Origin of the sequence: Blautia hominis, assembly GCA_002270465.1 — a bacterium.
Classification (GTDB): Bacteria; Bacillota; Clostridia; order Lachnospirales; family Lachnospiraceae; genus Blautia; species Blautia hominis.
The window spans coordinates 725,810-746,387 of record NQOF01000002.1; the positions used below are offsets into that span (position 1 = coordinate 725,810).

The window sequence follows — 20,578 nt, forward strand, 5'->3', positions numbered from 1 at the left end:
GTTACAAATACATAATGATTAGGAGTAGGGTGAATGAATATTAGCGAATTATTTCAACGTGGTGAATTTGTAGTTTCTGCAGAAGTAGGACCGCCGAAAGGAACCAATATTGACCATCTTGTAGAAGAGGCAAAGACTTATCTGAGCGGCGTTACAGCAGTTAACGTAACAGATAACCAGTCTTCCGTTATGCGTCTTGGCTCTCTGGCCACATGTAAAGTTCTGAAAGATGAAGGGCTGACACCGATTTATCAGTTAACCTGCCGTGACAGAAACCGTATTGCACTGCAGTCTGACCTTTTGAGCGCAGCGATGTTAGGAATTGAAAACCTGCTGCTTTTAACCGGTGACCATACAAAAATGGGAGATCATCCTCAGGCAAAACCTGTTTTCGACCTGGATTCCGTTTCCTTGATCCATACAGTGAAGCAGCTGGAATCAGGCTGCGACCTTGGCGGAAACGAACTGGTAGGCGAACCTCCAAAATTTGCAAAAGGTGCAGTAGTATCACCATGTAGTGATTCTGTAGATGCACAGCTTGCAAAAATGGAACGGAAGGTTATGGCCGGTGCTGATTATTTCCAGACACAGGCAGTTTTTGAGCCTGAAAAATTCATATCATTTATGGAAAAAGCCAAACAGTTCGGAAAACCGGTTCAGCTCGGTATTATAATTCCGAAATCCGTAGGAATGGCAAGATTCATGAATGCAAATGTTGCCGGAATCCATGTTCCGGAATCCATGATCGACGAATTGAAGGCGGATAAAGAAAAAACAAAAGCAGGTATTACAGGTGTTGAGATTGCTGCGCGCATTATCAAAGAATGTAAGCCATATTGCCAGGGTATACATATTATGGCATTGGGATGGGAATCCAAAGTACCGGATCTCCTGAAACAGGCCGGACTTTAATGCTGTAAGGGTTATGGATCAATGCCCATTTTAAATTATCTTAATCCCAAATAAAAAAATACCCACCGGAATCAATGCTTTCGCAGTATAGAGATTTCCGGTGGGTATTTTTGTTTTGCCGAATCAGGATCAGCAGAGCCTCCTATTGTCCGGAAAGGCTCTGCAAATATAATCCATACTCCGTAATCTATAGTTTCATAAAATCAAATTCTAGCTGATAGTCACGAGTATCCGTTTGATATAGATCTTGATCTATTACTTTTGTTTCTTCACAACCGATCGCAAAATAAAAAGCTATGAAGACGTTCTTTGAAAAATGCCCCCAACACAATTCCACCGGAACGAATGGTATTCTTTAAGTTTGAAAGATGATCTTCAAAACCATTTGGAAAATCTGTATCTTGATAGTTTATTTCAACAAGCTGTCTGTAACCATCAACATTACGCCAAGCCCGTCCAATATATTGGGAAGCATCAACTTCTCTTATTCTGTCACATTCATCCAATTCTAACGTTCGGTATAATACTTCCATTAAAAAACTCCTGTTCTATAAATCATCTTAGTTCCAAGAGGTTTCCATTGTTAACTCTAAGCACTTCCAGTCTTCATCCATCACGTGGTACGTTTCTGCATGATCGGAGATTTTATCTTGAAAGCCTGCTGCTTTATAGCAATGATAGGCTGAAAGATTGTTCTCGAATACTCCCAGCGATGCTTTTCTGGCTCCATATATTTGAAATACAAACTTCAATCCTTGCTGTATCATTGCTTTTCCGTAACCTTTGCCACGTTTCCCTGGGTCTAGGATCACAAATCCAAAACGCAGTTCATCTAAAGAATCACCGGGATTTCTTAAAGTGAAAAAGCCTACAATACCGGATTCATCAAATGCTGTAAATGCAATCAATGATTTAACTGTATTAAATTCCTTTTCCGTAATAGGATAGTTACCCAAAACCCCTGCCGTCCATTTGTAAAAATCAACTTCATTTTTGCACCAGGAGAGGATTGTATGAGCATCTGTCTCTTTATAAGGTCTTAATCGAATCATTTTCACACCACCAAATTTTCATTTTTTCTTACTGTTAAGCTGGGATTTACAGTTTGAATTTATTATACCATCTTTTGTTGCAAATGAAAAGACAGGTTCTATTTAAATGAAAAGACCGGCATTAAAATGTCCGGCGGAGAACGCCAGCGGATTTGCATTGTGAGGGCAATCCTTAAAAATGCCCCGATCGTTATTTTTGTCGAAGCGACAAGTTTTACCAATGGAGATATTGAACATAAGATATAGCTGGCTTTAGGGGAACGCTTGAAGGGGAAGACCACCATTATTTTAATATTTCTGAAACAAAAGTCTAACATAAAGCAAACAAAAATATTCTATATTTTCACTATCAGCTAAAATACAAATTAATCGCTGCCAAATGGTAATTTAGAAAATTATCAGCATATTTTTTGAAATATATTAGTGAGTTAAATTATAGTCATCTATGTTAAAATATACTTTGAGGAGGCAGCTAGATATGGGCTGTATCAGGAGAGATGGAAAAAAGAAAATACCTGTATTAAAATGGAAATACAGAGGTTTCCTATACATTACCCTGCTTTTTACTGCAGCACTATCTCTGCTGAATACCAGAAATAATGTATTTCCATTTTCGATTGGAATCTTGATTTATGTAATAGCTGCCTGCAGTCTGACGTTTACCTGCTTTTACATCGTGTCAGACATCAAACTGTTCAAATGCAAAGTACAGGAAATCGCCATGCCTGTAATCGTTAAAAACCATTTTACGGAGCGACTTGCAACGAATTATAGATATCGTACTGTTACATTTGCAACAACAGGGCTGCTGATGAATCTGGCATTTGCTGTATTTAACAGTGTGGTTGGCATCAAGAGTCAATCGGCCTGGTATATCACATTATCTGTTTATTATACCCTGCTAAGTATCATGCGTTATTGGGCGGTGAATTATGAGAGGCGTATATCCAAAGCAGAACAGAACAAGAAGTTGATTCTTCTGGAGCTTGCAGTTTACAGAAACTGCAGTATTCTGTTTCTTGTTATGACAGCCGCACTTGGAGGAATGGTGTTCCTTACCCTGCGTTCCCAAGGGGGGAGGCATTATCCGGGATATACCATTTATGCTTTTGCACTCTATGCGTTTATCAAAGTTCCGCTTGCGATCGCAGGCAGGATAAAGGCTGGTAAAATGAAGTCCCCGCTTCTGATGACTATCCAGAGCATTGGATATGCAGATGCCTGTGTTGCCATCTTGTCCTTACAGACTGCTATGCTTTCTTCTTTCGGACAGGGGAATCTGGAGGATAGAGTCGTGGAGCTGATGAATGCAGGTACAGGGGCGTTCATGTGCCTGATGGTTCTGGGCATGGGGATTTACGGAATATATTGGGCACTAAAGCAGAAAAAAGAAATAGGAGATGGAGGAATGAGCAATGATTAACATACTTGTGATAGAAGATGATGCAAACCTGAATAAAATTGTGTGCCAATATCTGAATGACTGTGGCTTTTATGCAAAAGGTTGTCTGGGTGCGAACAGTGCTTATGAAGAAATGTACAACCACCTTTATGAAATGATTATTTCTGATATTATGATGCCGGAAATTGACGGATTTGAATTTGCAGAGACGGTCCGGGCTGTAAATAAAAATATCCCCATACTTTTTATGTCGGCAAAGGATGATCTGCCCTCAAAGCAGAAGGGGTTTCAGCTTGGTATTGACGATTATATGGTAAAACCAATCGAATTGGATGAACTTCTCCTCCGGGTACGGGCCCTTTTGCGCCGCGCTAATATTGAAATGGAGAGAAAGATTGTCATTGGTAATCTGGAGCTGGATGCAGATGGCATGAGCGCAGAAATTGATGGAGAGGAGATCAATCTTACTACAAGGGAATTTAATATTATTTATAAGCTGCTGTCCTACCCCAAAAAAACCTTTTCCAGGGTACAGCTCATGGATGAGTTTTGGGGTGTGGAAAGCGAAACCAGCTTGCGGGCAGTGGATGTATATATTACGAAACTCCGTGACAAATTATCTGCCTGCGACGGATTTGAGATTAAAACAGTCCGGGGGCTTGGATATAAGGCGGTGCTGTCATGAAGCAGACAAAAGGCAATATAAAAAATACGATCAGAGAGTCTAGATTTCCCCCATCCCTTTTCGTCATATATCTGGTGGTTCTTTTATTAATGTCAGGAATGCATATCGGACTTCTGGTGCTGATGGACACACTGGGATGGAATGATTTGATTCAGACTGTTGTTCCCGTTTTATACTGGTCTGCGGTTGCCATCGGATTAACACTATTCACCAGACGGAAGGTGAGAAAGACCTATGATGTTCCAATGAAGCAGCTTGCAGAAGCAACAGATAAAGTAGCACACGGAGATTTTTCTGTTTATGTCCCCCCTATTCACACCATAGAAAAGAAGGATTATCTGGATTTTATGATCATGGATTTCAACAAGATGGTGGAAGAGCTTGGGAGTATTGAGACATTGAAGACAGATTTTTTTTCCAATGTGTCCCATGAAATCAAAACCCCGCTTTCTATTATACAGAGTCACGCAGAACTGTTGCACACAGACGAGCTTTCGGAGGAAAAGCGTAAGGAATATACGGAAACAATTCTTTACGCAACCCGCCGGCTTTCTAGTTTGATCACCAACATGCTGAAATTAAGCAAACTGGAAAAGCAGGCCATCACGCTGATGGCTGAGCCTTATGATGTCTGCAGACAGCTCTGCGAATGTGCTCTGCAGTTTGAAGATGTATGGGAGAAGAAAGAAATTGAATTTATTGCGGATATTGAGGATCGGGTCATGATAGCAGCAGACGAGGAACTCATGGCGCTTGTCTGGAATAACTTGTTAAGCAATGCAGTGAAATTTACGGAGCCGGGCGGAACAGTGACACTGAATCAGACTTCTGATGAAAAAGAAATCCTTGTCCGGATAAAAGACAGCGGCTGCGGCATGAGTAAGAAAACACTGGATCACATTTTTGATAAATTTTACCAGGGGGATACTTCCCATGCAACAGAAGGAAACGGATTGGGACTTTCCATTGTTTTACGGGTGCTGCAGCTGTCAGGATTTACTATATCTGCTGAAAGTGTTGTGGGGAAAGGGAGTACCTTCACGGTACGGATCCCAATTCAGGAAGAGGCGGTATAACATATGAAAGATACCACAGGAGATCGAAAAAAATTTACCGGCTATGATTATAAAGAAGTAGAGATAGAAGAAGCAGAGGTTTCTATGTATCTGGATGGATATATGAATTTTGGGTGGATTGCAGACGGGGACCGCCAGATAAACAAAAAAGGGCACAATGTAACGCTTCGTTTGAAACGGGACCGGGTGATCTTAAACAAAGTGGAACTCACACGTCTGGAACGTCATTTTGAATCCAGCATGAATGAACTCAAGTCATTGAAGAGATCACAAACCTCGGTTCCTACTATGGTTTCGCTGGGAATCGGGATGGCAGGAACCGCTTGCATGGCATGCTCCACGTTCGCGGTGACTGCCAGTCCATCATTAATAGGCTTATGTATCCTGTTTGCTATTCCCGGATTCACAGGCTGGATTCTGTCATATTTTATCTATAAATCATTGGTAAAGAAGCAGAAAGAAAAAATGACTCCTTTACTGGAAGACAAGTATGATGAGATTTATGAAATCTGTAAAAAAGGAAATGACCTGCTGTAGTGATGCTACATGTTTCGTATCAGCTCGTAAGCCATAGAAGTACGGAAAGATTTTCGTCAGCGGATTGACCATAGTTTACAACATGAAATTGGTTGAAAAATTTATATAAATACATGAAGTATCAGGGAAGCATTCTATAAAAAGAAGGCTTCCCTGATACTTATTTATGTAGGATGAGATTCTGCCTGCTATACGGCAATCGCATATACGGTTGGACTGGCGGGCACGGTCTGGATGGAATTTGCCACCTTTGCATATCTGGCAGGCAATGTACCAGCTTGTGTAATCTTTGCAGTACCCGGAATCCTTGGATGGGTCTTGCCTGCGCTTATTTACAAGGGTGCAAGGAATAGAAAAACCAGAAAGGTGAATCCAATGATTGAGCAGCATTATGATGCGATCAACCAGCTAAATGAACAGGGGTATGGTTTTATATAAGAAACACAGAATTAATATAATTCAAACAATTCTGAAGCAATTTGAAAACAGTGAAGCATTATTCTGGTATTGTCAAAGACAAACAACGAAAAAGAGGAGAAAGAGAATGAGCGAAAAAAATTTTATTGGTTATGAGTACAAGGATATCTCAGTGAAACAGGAAATGGAATCGGTTTATGCAGACGGGTATGAAAATTTTGGGTGGAGCCTGGAGGGCACATCTTCCCCAGCAACAGGAATCGGAACTGTCAGCATGAAGTTTAAACGGGACCGAAAAATAGGCAATAAGGCAGAATTGACACGCATGGAGCGCCAGTTTGACAGTAATGTGGAGCAAATCAACAGTCTGGAAGCATCAAAATCAGTCAAAGCATCTGTTGTAGCTTATTCCCTTGGCATTATCGGAAGCGCATTTATGGCAGGATCCGTATTTGCAGTTACCCATCAGCCGCCCATGGTAGCATTATGTATTATCCTGGCAATCCCCGGTTTTATCGGATGGATACTCCCATATTTCAGTTACCGTGCAATCCGTAAGAACAAAACAATTCAGGTAACACCGCTCATTGAGCAGAAGTACGATGAAATTTACCAGATATGCCAAAAAGCAAATGAACTGTTAAACTAAGCAAAAGATACAGATTAATATTACTTTAACAATATACTGACAATCTATAAACACTTGAATGGAATAATCAATTCATCAGAACACGAAAGGGGAACAAGCATATGACATTAAAAGTTGTTGTTGCAGCAATTATTGCAGTTATTGTCGGAGCAGTTGCAGTAATCGTCAAAAAGAAAAAATAACCCGGCATTGAAATCTGAAAGAACAAAAGTGCCCGCATAGCAGGAAAAAGCTGCAGGGGTAGGCACCTTTTGCGCCTATCCAACAAATGAAGAATAATAAAGAAGGCCACGACTGAACTTCCATCGTACCAGAGGAAATTCAAAGCCATCTTCGGGTTCCCCAACAGGATAACCGAGAGCGGCAGTTGCTTTCTGTTTGAACAGTTCAAACCATCTGTTCCATTCTTCATCGGATAGTTTGGCATACAGCTGCAGGCCGCTCGGCTCAGCAGATGCTTCAATCATATCTCATCTGGTTTTTAACGTAGTCAGCCACGAGATCTGTCTGAATAATTGATTATGGAAGGCGCTCCGGCGCCTTCTTTTATGTTGTAACCCGCTAATTTGGATGGTATACTGAAGCTATAAATTTAAATTTGCAAATAGAGGAGATAAAACATGATTGGAAAAGATGTTCATATAGGTGTAAGCCTGTTAGTGGGTAATATGGAAAAAATGGTTCGTTTTTACCGAGATGTATTGGGTTTTCAAACTCAATGGAATGGTGGACCTTTTGCAGACTTTGAAACAGCAGGCGGTGAATTGTCTCTGTTTATGTATAGTAGAGAAGAATTCGTTAAGGCAATTGCAGAGGAGTATGTACCACCAAAAGGTATCAACCAGACTTTTGAAATCGCTCTTTGGCTGCAGAGCTTCGCTGATGTGGATTCTGAATATGAGCGTCTTTCAAGCTTAGGTGTGAAGTTTCCAACAGGAGAACCCATCACTTATCCTTTTGGTATCCGCAACTTTTATGTAGCTGACCCAGAGGGGAATCTGCTTGAAATCGGCAGCACAAAGGATAAATAGATAGAACCCCAGTATATCGAATGGCTTATAGTCAAATTATCTTTCAGACTGACTTGAAAATCAAAATTCCAGCCTTATATTATTATTAAGCTTAAATTCCCGCTTATCAGGGAATTGGGCGAAAATCAGATTCATGGAGGAAGATATAATGAATAAGATATTGACGTTATTCCTTTGTACTATGCTTTTACTGTCAGGCTGCAGCAAAAATACAGCAAGGTCATTAATTGAGATGGAATTAACAGATAGCTATGAAACCTCAGACCCATTTGTCAATGAAAAATCAGTTTATGTATCGGATGATATTGATATTCTAAAATTAAATATTTCATTTCAGATGGAGGGGCAGGAGGGTATTTTAGAAATAGCAGATAATGAAACAGATAAGGTTTTTTGGAGCGAAGTCTGGATCGGAGATACTGATAATACCGTATTTTCTATATCACTTGATAATCTTGAAAAAGAAAAAGAGTATGTTATAAGATTCACCGGTACCCAAATTAAGTATACAAAAATAGTCATTACTTCTGACAATACATTAGTAAAAGAACGGACCAAACCATTAAAGAAATATAAAAATTAGTTGTGTTTAACTCCAGTTTATTAGAAAATTTTGAATTTATAAGGAGAGATATGTTATGGAACATAGAGTAAAGGTTACAATTTTAGAAAAAAAGTTACATTGATGACTGATGTGATATAATATTTCCTGTATAGATTAAAGATAGAGAAATTCCAGTGCTGCATCGTGTTGATAATATAGAATTGAGGAGGAATATATATGGACGGAACAGTAAGAAGCAACATTAAACCAGGTATAAGAGTACAGATAGTACAGAAACAGGATCAGAGAAGCGGGAAATTAACAGATGGTATTGTAAAAAGACTTTTGACCAATTCGGCAAATCATTCAAGAGGAATCAAGGTGATGCTGGAGGATGGAACAGTTGGAAGGGTACAGAATATTTGTGAATAAATTCAGTTTATAAGTTTTTTGTGAAGGCGCTTAGCGGTGTCTTTTTTTGTACTTTTTTATAAGCAGTGTGGGAACAGGAACAATTTCATCAAGATCAATGGATTGATCGAGTAGAGAATAACTGCTTGAATGTCTTGTATATTTCAGATATGCGAAATATAATAAGCAGAGGAGGGATGCGAAATGGATTACTTAACGGCAAAAGAAACTGCTCTAAAATGGAATATTTCCAGCCGTATGGTTGCGTATTATTGTAAAGCGGGAAAAGTAGCCGGAGCAACGAAAAAAGGAAAAACCTGGCTGATTCCCATTCATGCCGAAAAACCGAGAGACAATCGTATATGCGGGAATAAAGTGGTGATTGGAGATAATCCTGAACTGCAGGGGGGATTACGCAAAGTCAACAGCATGGATTCTGATAATGTTTCAGTATACTGTATCAGTGACGTATATAAAAATCTCGGTCTGACAAGAGAAACCTTGCGTTACTATGAGGATATTGGGCTGATTACACCGGAGCGGAATAAGAATAGCCAATACAGAGAATTTACTTTTCATGATGTCTCTCGTCTAATGACAATCGATTTTTATAAAAAGCGTGGGTTTGCGCCACTGGAGATTAAGGAACTTATGAAATCTGGCTCGCATGGCGGTTATAATCAGATTAGTAAAAAAATCAGTGAAATTGAAAATAATATTCGAGTCCAACAGCGCATTGTAAAGCGACTTTCAGAAACAAAGGCATTTTGTGAATATGCAGCCCTGTCTGCAAATATATTTTCAGTGAAAGAACTGCCGCTATACTCAGTCTTTAAAATTTTTGACGCAGTATCTGCACTCAATGATTACAAGGACAGCGTACTTGCTTTCATGGATTTACAGGAGGACGACATTTTATCAAGTCTTGTCCGTGCTGTCACATTTGACCGGTCCGGGTACAAAGGGTCAAAGATGTGTATTGTAAAACAAACCTCTCAAAACAAACAAGCGGAGGGGAAATACTATCTTGAACATGGAAAGTGTTTGCATACGGTATTAGAAGCTGTCAGTCACGATGATTCTCTCATGGAAAAAATGTTTTTCGCTGCCTATCAATGGGCTGAAAAAAACAATGCAGTTTTCAAAGGAGTAGTCTATATCTTTATCCGTTTTGTTGAATTGTCCGGGCAGACGGAACGCAATTTTTATGAGATATTTATTCCTCTGAAATAAAGAATAAACCTCCTATTGACCTGGGGGTCACCACCGCCCTTAAACTGATTGGCATAAGGTGGTGGCTCAGATGATAAACGTAAAAAGTATGGTAAGGTGATCCTGCGCTTTTCCTTGCCGTTGTATTTGCTGCATGAAACAGTTGTTTATTAAAGTCGCAAAGGAGAATGATTATTATGAATCAAAGAAGAACTATTACAAAAGAAGATTCGCGTACCCTATGGGGTTATCTGTTTTATGCTTTTGCACTTGCCTGGGGTACTGAGTTCATTATGATAGCAGTATATCATTTTAACCTGTTAAGCGGCGGAGCAGCATTATTTTTTCATTTCACCATTCTTGGATTCGGCGCAGGGTTAGCTCCAGCTTATGCTGCGTTCATTGTGCAGAGAAAAAGATACGGAATTACAGTAAAAGATTTTTGTAAACAAATCTTATATACTACAGATGTTGGAAAAACGATTTTTTTTATTATTGTATTTGCGTTAATTCAATTTGTGGCATGTGTGGTACAAGAAAGCTATTTGGGGAATCCGTGGTATCTGTTTATTCTCTATATCCCATTGATGATCTTTGGCGGGGGACTGGAGGAAATTGGATGGCGCGGCGTTTTTCAGCCTTTGCTTGAAAAGCGATTTTCTTTCATAATGGCAGCCCTTATTGAGGGAGTCATTTGGAGTTTATGGCATTTGCCGTTATGGTTTGTGCCAAATGCATCCCAAGGAAGCATGAATTTTTTGGCTTTTAGCCTGTATACTGTAACATTAGGTATTACTCTAGCGGCTATATATCGATTGACAGACAGCATTTGGGCGGGAATACTAATTCATGCATGGGGAAATACGGTTTTGGGTGGAATGTATACATTGGCATCTCTTAATAATTTCCCAAATACAAAAACGCTTATCGTCTATGCCATACAGATTTTAGTGATCCTGCTTATCATGACCTTTCAGAAAAAATATGGGAAAGTATCGCAACCGGGTTCCAATGAGTAAAGATCATACTGCTGTGGGTTATGATACTGGCCGGTGCAGGCAGAGGCCAGACCAGAGCACTCCATAGATTTTTATAATGAAAGAGCAGATCAGCGTGTTACATATAGAAATTGACACATAAAAATATATACCGGTATAGCAGGTATTTAAAAGCTTCTCCGCCTTACTTATATCGGAGGAGGTGTAGGAGACAGAAGATCCTGTACATAGGTAATCCTTGTGACAGCCCATAAATATATGTTTCAAATCATTTCCAATTGAAATTTTCCTTTCCGGCACCAATCTCAAAATGATATTTTACAATGCCAGTATCTATTTTGGACATAGGACTCTTGCCTTTTGTGCGAATAGATACGGAATCCCCATTAGCTTCGATAAAAAAAATCTGTTTGTTAAGACCTGTTGGGGCCAGAACAGCGGCATCCATGCCATTTATAAACCATTTATCGCTGCACGGCTTGCATAAATTCTCCTTGCTGTGTCATTTCTTACAAGACAGTAAAAGGTTTATGTGATAAAATAAAACAACCGGATTCCTTTCGCGGTGAGTACAGCACAGAGTTTAATTGGATGAATTTTATGAGATGAACCAGGCGCACATCATAGGAGTGGAAGATGCTGCGTTTGGTTTTGCTTTATCCGTGTTGTATGCAGAGCAGTATAATGGACAGGAGATTGGTTCCATACAGGTAATCAATGGGACAGAACAGGAAAGACATGCTTATGAGAACTGCGATTTTGAAACCCTGAAAAGGGTCATGAAAACCTATGAGGAGCAATATTTTGGCTGGAAGGAAAGAAATATATTTGAAAGGCAGTGGGTATTAAGGGATTTCCGGAAAACGGTTGGCAGCTCAGCGGATGAAGCCTATCCCCGGATAAAAGCAATGGAGGCTGGTAAAGGGGTTTTGTCCACGGGCGATTATGCTTTATTAAAGGCTTTGTCCGGATATTGGCAGCATCAATATAAGTTGCTGAAAGCATTAAAAAATAAAGAGAAGCTGCTGGAAAACAGCGATATTATTAAATGCTGGATTTCAGATATTGAAAGTTGTTGTAGAGGAAAATAAAACCGTAAGAGATTACCGAACAAGTGAATAATCTGTTATTTTGCAGGCGATAGCAAAAAAGAAAGAGGGGAAGGTAAGATGTCTTATTATTTTATGGTGGATACTTATATACCGGAAGACGGTTCCGGAGGAGAGTACGATGATTATATTGTCCAGGTTAGGCCTATTGTAGAGCAGTACGGGGGGAAATATCTTGTCCGTACCAATACTGTGGTTAGCCTGAACGATGGAAGATGTCCGCAAAGAAGCATTGTTATAGAGTTTCCAGATAAGGCGGCACTGGAACGTTGCTTTTCTTCTGCTGAATACAAGGCAATTATGATGAAACGGGTGAACAGTGTTGACAGCAGGGCGATCATCGTGCCGGGAATTGGGGAGGAAATGCTGCTATCTGATTGATTCAGGGACTTATGGGAGCGAAGAAATCATTAAAGATTACTTACATTCCATAGGGAGAAGTGTCTTTGATATCAGAGCAATTTTTCTTACACATGCGCATCCGGATCATATTGGGACAGCGGCATATTTTCAGAATAAAGCAAAATGCAGGATTTATGCCAGTGTAGGAGAAAGGCGCTGGATTGAAGATGTAGACCTGCAGTTCCGGGAACGACCGATACAATGCCACAGCTGATGCAGAATCCGCTGTTTAAGATGACGATTAAAAGCCATTTGGAATCCTGCCAGGAATAACTGATAAATTTGCAAAGCAGGTAGATAAATGAGAAGTTGTGGAGATAAAAAATGGATGCACAAGCATTTTGGAATGTTATTGGTAATTATAATAAGCAGACGTGGATAATTCAAATTATACTGTTCACATTAATGTTGCTAGCGATTATGTTATCTTATATGCAAAAGGTAAAGTGGGCGGCAAAATTTTCATTAGGAATTGTAAATCTGTTTATTGGTATTGCATTTTTTGCATGGTATGGGACAGAACCTATTCAAAAGTTTTTTGCCTTGCCATTATATCTGCTTTGTGGGGGATTGTTTTTTTACGAAAGTTGGCGCAACAAAGATGATATGATTAAAAGACCAAACTTAATTCAGATTACATTGTTGCTCCTTTATTTGCTTTACCCTGCCGTTTCCATGCTTTTGGGTAACTCTTTTCCGCAAATGGTGACATACATTATGCCTTGTCCTGTAATCAGTCTAAGTATAGCTGTCTACGCAGGATATAAAAGAAAAAATAAGGTTCTTCTAACTTTATTGACTATTTGGGGATTGACTGGGATAAAATCAGTGATTTTCACCGCCTATGAAGATATTATTTTATTGATTGCTGGGATATATGGTGTCTGTATACTGTTCAAAATGCATAGAACAAAGAGTGAAAGCTATTAGTGGGCCTTATTGGTAAAAGGCGCACTCAACAAACGGGAATTTTCTTATTTGAAAGGAGTTACAAGAAGGAAGGATTAAAATCTAATATGGAGAAGTTTACCCATTGTATAAAAGAGCTTTGGAATTGATTTAATATTACCATCAATTTATATGGGGAGATAGTAAAACATGACAATAAAAAAGCTGTTCTATATTGCTATCGCAGGGAGCGTACTTTGCTTTTGCGGAGATTTATTATTGGGTTGCTTTTACCCTGTGAAAAAGGTAGGGATGTTTCATCTTTTTCCTGCTTTTTCAGAGGAATGGTCAAACGCTGCACCTATCAGATTTGTTATAGGCGGGATATTGGGTGTGATTGCACTTCTTTTAATGTTTTGCGGGTTTTATGCTATATTTGTTTTGCTTAAAGAAAAAGCCAGTAAATATGATAAAACATTTTTTATAGCGTCTGCTGTATTTGTTGCGGTAGGAACATTATACCATTGCGTATTTGCAATATCCGCATGGCTATACAATCAACTGGCAATAGAGAATATAACATTAGCTAAACAGATTAGTGAACGCTTTTTTGCAACATTTATCTGTGTTGCGCTTTTGGCTGCAATAAGTTTTATGATCTTATCAATTATTATGTTTTATGCTGCAATAAAAGGAACATGGGGAAAGAAAAGATGGGTGCTAATAAATCCCCTTTTGTTTATGGGTCTTTCAATTATGGCTGTAGCCATTTTACCTGCCAATGCCATAATCAATGGTGTGTTTGATTGGGGACAGCAAAGTCTAGCTTTGCTGTTAGTTTTCTGTGCATTTTCAAAAATTCCTTGCACAACTTCCAGTTAAACCAAGTCGGTGCACAGCATTGCTTTCGGTAACATTTAACCGCAGGCTAAGCTGGTGGAAGGGGCTGCTTGCCGGCGTTATTGTTTCAGGTATGATTGAAACTTTCCAATTAATATTCTGCAGAGGAGTATTTGAATGGGATGATATAGTGTATCAAGGAGTATTATGAAGAAAAAACTAAGCTCATTTTGGGATTTTATTCTTTCATTATGTAAAGGGGAATTGGAAATCTGTAAGGCGGCATGGGAACTGTACAGATATATCTGATATAGTGGCTGTTGTTGGCCGGATGAAATAAAAGCTATGTGTCCCTGTTGGAAGGTAGGGAAGATTCATTATGAGAAGTGGTAAAGCTGCTGCATGAACCGGTTACGAATGATTCAGGCGTAGAGACATGCGCCAGTTATTCTGTAAAAGGCGGTGCTGATGGGTAAATATCAAAAGAAACTTATTTAGTGTATTTCGACAAATTTAAAAAGATTGTTTGGGGGATAGCATGACGGAAAGACCGATATTGAATAGAAATTTAGACAGTAAAACATTTCGTGATCATTATTATTTAAAAGAGGAATTGATAGACTTTTGCAGGAAGAATGCGCTGCCTGTTTCAGGAGGAAAGATAGAGATTACAGACAGGATCGCCCATTTTCTTGACACGGGTAAAATATTGTCTGTTCCAAAAACAAAGAAAAAAGTAACTGTAATTTCGGATATTGAGGAAAGTACAGAAATTGAACCGGATATTATCTGTTCAGAGAAGCACAGAGCCTTTTTTAAGAAGCATATAGGAAGAGGCTTTTCTTTCAATGTGGCTTTTCAGAATTGGCTAAAGAACAATAGCGGGAAAACATACAAAGAAGCAATTGCAGCTTATGATCAGATTCTTGAAAATAAGAAAAAGGGTAAAACGAAAATTGACAAACAGTTTGAGTACAATACATATATCCGTGATTTCTTTGCAGATAATCAAGGAAAATCGTTGGAACAGGCAATTCAATGCTGGAAATACAAAAAGCAGTTACCAGGGCATAATCGTTATGAAAGAGCAGACCTTGCGGCTATAAAATGAACGTTTTTGTGTAAATGCTGTGGTTTTGTTGAAAAAGGGCGGGAAGATTCCATATGGTGGTGGCTATAATGTTGAGTATGCCTTATTGGTTAAGGGCACCCTTGGCGGAAAAGGTGTACAAACAAATGGGCATTTGACGGAGGAAGGATATATGTTAGATTTTATTGGAGACTTCATATCAGGAATTATCGAACCTTGGATTACAAAGAGTGTACAAAAAATTGTGAGTAAATTTAGAAAAAAATAAATTTGGTGTTTCTGTTTATTTAGACGAAGTGCCTGATAATGTCAAAATGCACTCGGCATAAGCAAATTTATGGGTGGAAGTGAATTATGCGGTTGATGATGCTTTATGGTGTTAATTGTACGAAACACATATGGTATTACATAAATCCTTATTTAAGAAATTTTGAAATAGATTATGTGGAGTACCCACATAGAATAATACGAAATGCAAAAAAAGTTGATGATATTACGGAAAGGAGGAACTCATGTACCCTTTGTTATTTATTTTTATTATAGTGATTGGTACGCTTTTATTAGTTTTTGCAAATAAAATTGTAAAAAACAACAATGGTTATCAAATTTGTATTAGAGCAGTTGGCGGTATTTTAATTATAGTTGGTTTATTTTTGTTGTATTTTTTATTATCTGGGAAATTAACATTGCCACTATCTGATAAATGAAAATTAGAATTTAAGAGTGAAATACCGGTTTTATCATTAACAGCGTGTGTATCAGATTTTGATAGCAGACGAATAGGAAATGACAGTGAGCAGGTACAATGCTCTGCCAACGGCCAGGAGGGACCGGAAGTATTCCAGTCCTCAAAGGGAAAATATGAGAAAACTAGCTTTAAGTGATGAAATATTATTAAAAATCGAGAAGCCGGCACACTACATCGGCAATGAAGTCAATTCGGTAAATAAAGACATAAGCAAGGTGGACGTGCGGTTTGCCATGTGCTTCCCCGACGTCAACGTACATATGTTTCCGTATAATGCTATTTGAGAAAATATAGTACTTTATAGTGATTGCCAATACAATATATAGAAATTGGTAGTAACGTATGATACTAATTAACACAGAATAGTATTGTGGACAAGGCTTATTTGTGAACAAAATGAAGATATATTATTAACTGATTTTATGCACTGCATTCAAAAATAATGAATAATGAGTAGATGTATCATGACAGGAATTTAATTTGCTCAATTTAGAAACTGTAGCACAATCCCAATTGTGTTATAGTTTCTTTTTGTTTACTACAGTTTTTATTGCAATCTACAGTGATATTATAATTTGGGTTTGACACAGTGAGTCAATAATACTCCTCTTTCTGATTGTTCATGTATAAGTTAACTGCAGATTTTTTCACTTCAAAAAAGGTAACCAACTCATAGTGTTCTCCTCTTTATACAGGAATGTATTTTGTTGTATCATAAAAAGGCGAAATTAATCAAAAAATAGACAGAATGGAAAAACAGGTCTATTTTTTGATATAAACAGATTTTTTTTGATAACAGTAAAACACAAGAATTATTATAATAGAAAAAACGCAATCTATCAGAATATGCAGCATTGTCGTTCTTGATAATAATAACGGGAGGAAGAGAGGCAGGAGAATGGAGATTAAGCAGATAGTAAAAGAATTAACATTAGAAGAAAAAGCGTCATTATGTTCGGGAAGTGATTTCTGGCATACTCAGGAGATTGAAAGATTAGGAATCCCCCGGGTGATGATGTGTGACGGACCGAACGGCTTGCGGAAACAAGAGGGGGAGGGTGACCATCTGGGCATCAATGAAAGCATAAAAGCGGTGTGTTTTCCTACTTCTTCAGCAATTGCATCCTCTTTTAACCGGGGGATGGCAAGGCGGCTGGGTGAAGTTCTGGGTGAGGAATGTCAGGCGGAAAATGTAGCAATGCTGCTGGGACCGGGAGTAAATATAAAAAGGTCACCATTGTGCGGACGGAATTTCGAGTACTATTCAGAGGACCCTTACCTTTCGGCAGAAATGGCATCTGCTTACATAAAAGGGATTCAGAGTAAAGATGTTGGTGCCTGTATGAAGCATTTTGCCGCTAACAATCAGGAAACGCTCCGAATGAGCAGTGACTCCGTGCTGGACGAAAGAACCCTGCATGAAATTTATCTGACCAGCTTTGAGAAAGCAGTAAAAGAAGCAAAACCTGCCGGGGTGATGTGTTCCTATAATAAGGTAAATGGAACATATCTTGCTGAAAATAAAGAACTTTTAACCGATATCCTCCGGGAAAGATGGGGATTTGACGGTTTGGTGGTAACCGATTGGGGAGCGGTAAAAGACCGGGTAAAAGGAATTGCTGCAGGGTTAGATTTGGAGATGCCCGGCGGACCAGGGGCAGTAAACAATGAGCAGAAGATAATAAATGCGGTTAAGAATGGTAAACTATCAGAAGAAGAATTAGAACGGTCAGTATCTGCAATTCTGGAATTAGTCATGAATTATGAGGAACAAAGACGGGAAAAGGCGGTATTTGATCCCCGGAAGGATTATCTGGAAGCAGTATCAGCGGCAGAAGAATCCGCTGTTCTGCTGAAGAATGAACATCAGGTACTGCCGGTTAAGAAAGGCTCCAGAGTTGCTTTTGTGGGTGAATTTGCGGAACGCCCGAGATACCAGGGGAATGGAAGTTCCTATATAAACTCATCTTATGTAAGCACACCTCTTGATACGGTACGGAAGATGTCGGAGGTATCCTATGCAAAAGGTTTTCAGATTGATTCGGAAGAAATCGATGGAAAACTGGTATCAGAAGCAATAGAACAAGCCAGAGGAGCTGATTATGCAGTTGTTTTTGCAGGACTTCCAAATACATACGAGACAGAGGGGAAGGATAGGACCCACTTGAACCTGCCGGCTAATCAAAATTATATAATATCTGAGTTATGTAAGGTACAGGCAAATGTGATCGTGGTTCTTTATAATGGTGCGCCGGTTGTGATGCCCTGGATTGGACAGGTATCAGCCGTACTGGAAATGTATCTGGCGGGGGATGGTGTTGGTGATGCAACAATTTCCCTTTTATATGGGGACGTGAATCCAAGTGGTAAACTGGCAGAAACATTTCCGCTGCAGCTTTCCGATAATCCATCGTTCTTGAACTTTCCGGGAGAAGAGGGAGTGGTCCTTTATAATGAAGGCATTTATGTCGGATACCGCTATTATGATAAGAAAAATATGGAAGTGCTGTTCCCTTTTGGTCATGGTTTAAGTTATACGGCCTTTGAATACAGCAATTTACAGCTTGATAAGATGCAGATAACCGATCTGGAAAGTTTAAGAGTAACGATAGATGTGAAAAATACCGGAGGATGTGCCGGTAAAGAAGTGGTCCAGCTCTATATAAATGATGTGGAAAGTACAGTCAGAAGACCGATACGTGAATTAAAGGGATTTGAGAAGCTGTTTTTAGAACCGGGTGAAGTAAAAACCGCAGAGTTTATATTAGATAAAGGAGCATTTGCTTATTATAGCGTATCTTTGCATGACTGGTATGTAGAAAGCGGAAACTTTCTCATTGAAATCGGTTCCTCTTCCAGAGACATCCGGGCAGCAGAAGAAATTACAGTGGAATCAACAACAAAAATGGCAGTAAAGTTTTCGAGAGAATCAACGGTCGGGCAATTGATGCATCATCCGAAAGGGCAGGCTATGATAGCACGATTAACAGCGAAAGGAGGAGAGAGCAATAACGCCGCCTTAGGTGAGGGAAGCGAGGAGATGACAAAAGCGATGATGGCAGATATGCCATTGGGTGCTTTGGTAAACTTCGGAGCCATGTCGGAAGAACAGCTTGACGGGTTGATTAAGATGTTAAATGCAGAATAGGGAATCATGAGATCATATATGATGAGAAAAAGGAGAGAAATAATGAGTAAAGAAAAAGTTGCAAATCCAAATAAAATAGGAATAGGAAAATTTTGGGCATGGCAGAGCAGGGGTTATTCTTTGGCGGCGAGTGTTATTATCTTTACATATTTGAATCTGTTTTGTACTGATGTACTTCACCTTGCACCGGGACTTGTAGGGACACTGCTATTAGTGAGTAAAGTATTTGATGGTGTCACAGATTTGTTTGCCGGATATTTGATAGACAATACGAATACGAAATGGGGAAAAGCAAGACCATATGAGTTTGCAATATTTGGTGTATGGCTTTGTACCTGGCTGCTGTTTAGCTGTCCTGCCGAAGCAAGTACTTTCGTGAAGGGACTTTGGGTATTTCTATTGTATACGGCAGCGAATTCCATTTTTGCCACACTTTTAAATGCAAGTGCCCAGGCATATACGGTTCGGGCATTCACAAATAAAATTCAGATTGCAAAAGTCAGTTCTTTTGGTGGTATTGTAATTACTTTGGGGTGCGTTATTGTATCTGTTTCCTTCCCGATATTGATGGCAAGCATCGCCACAACTGCAGCTGGGTGGTCTAAATTAGTGGCTATTTATGCAATTCCTTTGGCATTTATCGGAATTTTAAGATTCATATTCGTAAAAGAAACGGTTCAGGTAGAAGAGCAGCAAGAGAAGATAAAGGCTAAAGAGCTCGTTGTTATGTTAAAAAATAATAGACACTTATATCCGATTATCATTATTTCATTTATTTCACAGTTGATTGGCGGGATTAATGTAATTAGTTATTACTTTAAATATATTGTGGGAAATTTACAAATGCTGGGGATATTTAACATGCTTGCCCTGCCAACATTGCTTATTATGGTAATATTTCCAATATTGATGAAGAAACTTACCGTATCACAGATCATATCCGGAGGCGCTTTATTCGGTGCAGCGGGTGGAGTATTGGCATTTTTTGCCGGTGCGAACATACCGCTTTTGGTTGTGGCATATCTGATGACGAGTACAGCGACTCTGGCACCTGCCTACCTGACTGGCCTTATGCTGTTGGATTGTGCTACTTATAATACATATAAAGGCTATTCGCGAATGGATGCCACACTGGGAGCCGTAAATAATTTTACATTTAAAGTCGGTGGCGGAGTGGGAACCGGACTGTTGGGAGTTCTGCTCGGAGCAGCCGGATACAGCGGGACGGCAGCAGTGCAGAGCGGCACAGCACTTACTATGATACGAGGAATCTATGGTCTGGTTCCGGCGATTGGCTGGCTGCTGGTTTTTGTAACAATGAGATTTTATAAACTGGATAAAGAGTTGGCGCAGCTGGAAGCAAAAGAAGCAGAATAGGAAAATTTAGAAAAATAGCTGACGAGATATAGATTCACGAGGAGGAGTAT

At 39.3% G+C, this 20,578-nt stretch carries 26 protein-coding genes and 1 pseudogene; 23 read left to right on the forward strand and 4 right to left on the reverse strand.

All coding sequences use genetic code 11. The annotated features are described in order from the left end of the window. The first annotated feature begins 33 nt into the window (after positions 1 to 33). Positions 34 to 912 (forward strand): methylenetetrahydrofolate reductase, encoded by an 879-nt coding sequence (locus CI595_RS09305; protein ID WP_095172969.1) that lies wholly within the window; start codon positions 34 to 36, stop codon positions 910 to 912. 269 nt (positions 913 to 1,181) lie between these two features. On the opposite strand, the gene CI595_RS09310 is transcribed toward CI595_RS09305, so the two are convergent. Both CI595_RS09310 and CI595_RS09315 read right to left on the reverse strand, forming a co-directional pair. Continuing rightward, positions 1,182 to 1,445, reverse strand: coding sequence for a hypothetical protein (locus CI595_RS09310; RefSeq protein WP_243135130.1), 264 nt, complete (start codon positions 1,443 to 1,445; stop codon positions 1,182 to 1,184). 27 nt (positions 1,446 to 1,472) lie between these two features. Further along, positions 1,473 to 1,964, reverse strand: a complete 492-nt coding sequence (locus CI595_RS09315; protein WP_095172970.1) for a GNAT family N-acetyltransferase — start codon at positions 1,962 to 1,964, stop codon at positions 1,473 to 1,475. Positions 1,965 to 2,090: 126 nt separating this feature from the next. Between CI595_RS09315 and CI595_RS27100 the strand changes: the two genes are divergently transcribed. The 6 genes from CI595_RS27100 (at position 2,091) to CI595_RS09350 (ending at position 6,730) form a co-directional block, all read left to right on the forward strand. Further along, complete coding sequence (locus CI595_RS27100; protein WP_095172971.1) at positions 2,091 to 2,210, forward strand: ATP-binding cassette domain-containing protein; 120 nt, start codon at positions 2,091 to 2,093, stop codon at positions 2,208 to 2,210. Between the two features lie 232 nt (positions 2,211 to 2,442). Next, positions 2,443 to 3,387, forward strand: coding sequence for a hypothetical protein (locus CI595_RS09325; protein WP_095172972.1), 945 nt, complete (start codon positions 2,443 to 2,445; stop codon positions 3,385 to 3,387). Beyond that, positions 3,380 to 4,051 (forward strand): response regulator transcription factor, encoded by a 672-nt coding sequence (locus CI595_RS09330; RefSeq protein ID WP_095172973.1) that lies wholly within the window; start codon positions 3,380 to 3,382, stop codon positions 4,049 to 4,051. The genes CI595_RS09325 and CI595_RS09330 overlap by 8 nt, the downstream gene beginning before the upstream one ends. After that, positions 4,048 to 5,127, forward strand: coding sequence for a HAMP domain-containing sensor histidine kinase (locus tag CI595_RS09335; RefSeq protein ID WP_095172974.1), 1,080 nt, complete (start codon positions 4,048 to 4,050; stop codon positions 5,125 to 5,127). The genes CI595_RS09330 and CI595_RS09335 overlap by 4 nt, the downstream gene beginning before the upstream one ends. A 3-nt stretch (positions 5,128 to 5,130) precedes the next feature. Beyond that, complete coding sequence (locus CI595_RS09340; RefSeq protein WP_095172975.1) at positions 5,131 to 5,664, forward strand: hypothetical protein; 534 nt, start codon at positions 5,131 to 5,133, stop codon at positions 5,662 to 5,664. A 544-nt stretch (positions 5,665 to 6,208) separates the two neighbouring features. After that, entirely contained in the window at positions 6,209 to 6,730 is a 522-nt protein-coding gene (locus CI595_RS09350) for a hypothetical protein (protein ID WP_095172977.1), read from the forward strand. Between the two features lie 257 nt (positions 6,731 to 6,987). Here the strand turns inward: CI595_RS09350 and CI595_RS09355 are convergent, their stop codons facing one another. Continuing rightward, positions 6,988 to 7,197: a hypothetical protein gene (locus CI595_RS09355; protein WP_095172978.1), complete on the reverse strand. Its 210-nt coding sequence runs from the start codon at positions 7,195 to 7,197 to the stop codon at positions 6,988 to 6,990. Positions 7,198 to 7,350: 153 nt separating this feature from the next. Between CI595_RS09355 and CI595_RS09360 the strand changes: the two genes are divergently transcribed. The 5 genes from CI595_RS09360 to CI595_RS09380 all read left to right on the forward strand — a co-directional run bounded on the left by CI595_RS09360 (position 7,351) and on the right by CI595_RS09380 (position 10,947). Further along, positions 7,351 to 7,761: a VOC family protein gene (locus CI595_RS09360; protein WP_095172979.1), complete on the forward strand. Its 411-nt coding sequence runs from the start codon at positions 7,351 to 7,353 to the stop codon at positions 7,759 to 7,761. Positions 7,762 to 7,909: 148 nt separating this feature from the next. Beyond that, a complete protein-coding gene (locus CI595_RS09365; RefSeq protein WP_162291838.1) occupies positions 7,910 to 8,344 on the forward strand; it encodes a DUF4624 family lipoprotein in 435 nt (144 codons plus the stop codon). Between the two features lie 198 nt (positions 8,345 to 8,542). Continuing rightward, positions 8,543 to 8,737, forward strand: a complete 195-nt coding sequence (locus CI595_RS09370) for a YwbE family protein (protein WP_095172981.1) — start codon at positions 8,543 to 8,545, stop codon at positions 8,735 to 8,737. A 183-nt stretch (positions 8,738 to 8,920) separates the two neighbouring features. Beyond that, positions 8,921 to 9,949, forward strand: coding sequence for a MerR family transcriptional regulator (locus CI595_RS09375; RefSeq protein ID WP_095172982.1), 1,029 nt, complete (start codon positions 8,921 to 8,923; stop codon positions 9,947 to 9,949). 176 nt (positions 9,950 to 10,125) lie between these two features. Then, on the forward strand, positions 10,126 to 10,947 hold the full coding sequence (locus tag CI595_RS09380; RefSeq protein WP_095172983.1) for a CPBP family intramembrane glutamic endopeptidase: 822 nt from the start codon (positions 10,126 to 10,128) through the stop codon (positions 10,945 to 10,947). Between the two features lie 247 nt (positions 10,948 to 11,194). Here the strand turns inward: CI595_RS09380 and CI595_RS27105 are convergent. Beyond that, positions 11,195 to 11,407, reverse strand: a pseudogene (locus tag CI595_RS27105) (nitroreductase family protein); the annotation flags it as partial. Positions 11,408 to 11,531: 124 nt separating this feature from the next. Here CI595_RS27105 and CI595_RS09390 point away from each other — a divergent pair. The 11 genes from CI595_RS09390 (at position 11,532) to CI595_RS09440 (ending at position 20,528) form a co-directional block, all read left to right on the forward strand. Beyond that, positions 11,532 to 12,017 (forward strand): hypothetical protein, encoded by a 486-nt coding sequence (locus CI595_RS09390; RefSeq protein WP_147737704.1) that lies wholly within the window; start codon positions 11,532 to 11,534, stop codon positions 12,015 to 12,017. A gap of 78 nt (positions 12,018 to 12,095) precedes the next feature. Next, entirely contained in the window at positions 12,096 to 12,416 is a 321-nt protein-coding gene (locus CI595_RS09395) for a DUF1330 domain-containing protein (RefSeq protein ID WP_095172985.1), read from the forward strand. Beyond that, the gene (locus CI595_RS27325) at positions 12,355 to 12,651 is read left to right on the forward strand and encodes an MBL fold metallo-hydrolase (protein WP_095172986.1); all 297 of its coding nucleotides are present in this window, start codon (positions 12,355 to 12,357) and stop codon (positions 12,649 to 12,651) included. Before CI595_RS09395 ends, CI595_RS27325 begins: the two co-directional genes overlap by 62 nt. Before the next feature lie 110 nt (positions 12,652 to 12,761). Continuing rightward, positions 12,762 to 13,367, forward strand: coding sequence for a DUF6064 family protein (locus tag CI595_RS09405; RefSeq protein WP_095172987.1), 606 nt, complete (start codon positions 12,762 to 12,764; stop codon positions 13,365 to 13,367). Positions 13,368 to 13,535: 168 nt separating this feature from the next. Further along, positions 13,536 to 14,207 carry a DUF6796 family protein gene (locus tag CI595_RS09410; RefSeq protein ID WP_095172988.1) on the forward strand — a complete coding sequence of 224 codons (672 nt, stop codon included), beginning with the start codon at positions 13,536 to 13,538 and terminating at the stop codon, positions 14,205 to 14,207. Next, the gene (locus CI595_RS27110) at positions 14,170 to 14,376 is read left to right on the forward strand and encodes a VanZ family protein (RefSeq protein ID WP_147737705.1); all 207 of its coding nucleotides are present in this window, start codon (positions 14,170 to 14,172) and stop codon (positions 14,374 to 14,376) included. The genes CI595_RS09410 and CI595_RS27110 overlap by 38 nt, the downstream gene beginning before the upstream one ends. A gap of 327 nt (positions 14,377 to 14,703) precedes the next feature. Then, positions 14,704 to 15,276: a DUF6434 domain-containing protein gene (locus CI595_RS09420; protein ID WP_095172989.1), complete on the forward strand. Its 573-nt coding sequence runs from the start codon at positions 14,704 to 14,706 to the stop codon at positions 15,274 to 15,276. Positions 15,277 to 15,767: 491 nt separating this feature from the next. Next, entirely contained in the window at positions 15,768 to 15,962 is a 195-nt protein-coding gene (locus CI595_RS09430) for a hypothetical protein (protein ID WP_095172990.1), read from the forward strand. 154 nt (positions 15,963 to 16,116) lie between these two features. After that, the gene (locus CI595_RS26020) at positions 16,117 to 16,287 is read left to right on the forward strand and encodes a hypothetical protein (protein ID WP_156087461.1); all 171 of its coding nucleotides are present in this window, start codon (positions 16,117 to 16,119) and stop codon (positions 16,285 to 16,287) included. Between the two features lie 614 nt (positions 16,288 to 16,901). After that, positions 16,902 to 19,151 (forward strand): glycoside hydrolase family 3 C-terminal domain-containing protein, encoded by a 2,250-nt coding sequence (locus CI595_RS09435; protein WP_095172991.1) that lies wholly within the window; start codon positions 16,902 to 16,904, stop codon positions 19,149 to 19,151. Positions 19,152 to 19,193: 42 nt separating this feature from the next. Next, on the forward strand, positions 19,194 to 20,528 hold the full coding sequence (locus CI595_RS09440; protein ID WP_162291840.1) for an MFS transporter: 1,335 nt from the start codon (positions 19,194 to 19,196) through the stop codon (positions 20,526 to 20,528). Positions 20,529 to 20,578 lie beyond the last annotated feature (50 nt).